The sequence below is a fragment of the Citrobacter sp. TBCS-14 genome, assembly GCF_005280805.1.
Lineage (GTDB): Bacteria > Pseudomonadota > Gammaproteobacteria > Enterobacterales > Enterobacteriaceae > Citrobacter > Citrobacter gillenii.
The window spans coordinates 293-543 of sequence record NZ_SZWM01000465.1; the positions used below are offsets into that span (position 1 = coordinate 293).

Consider the following 251-nt stretch of genomic DNA (forward strand, 5'->3'; position numbering starts at 1 on the left):
CTGACATCGGATAGTTGCGGTAGCTGCTGTAGTTTTGCTAACAGCTGCGGAACCCAGGTGCTGAGGGCATCCAGGGAAGTTGCTTGCAGCGTGAACTGATATTGCGTCCGGCTGACCTGAGTATCAATCGTCAGATCCTGAGTGGGCTGAAGATAAAGGTCAACTCCGGGAACCCTGTCAACCGCGTCCTGTAACCGGGCGATCACTTTCTGCACGCGATCGTCACGTTCATCCAGCGGTTTAAGGTTGAT

The 251-nt window shown here is 53.8% G+C and carries 1 protein-coding gene; it reads right to left on the minus strand.

Annotated elements, in window-relative coordinates; translation table 11 throughout:
- Positions 1 to 251, minus strand: a 251-nt coding sequence (locus tag FDX22_RS31295; protein WP_255432960.1) for an efflux RND transporter permease subunit, incomplete at both ends; no start/stop codon positions are given.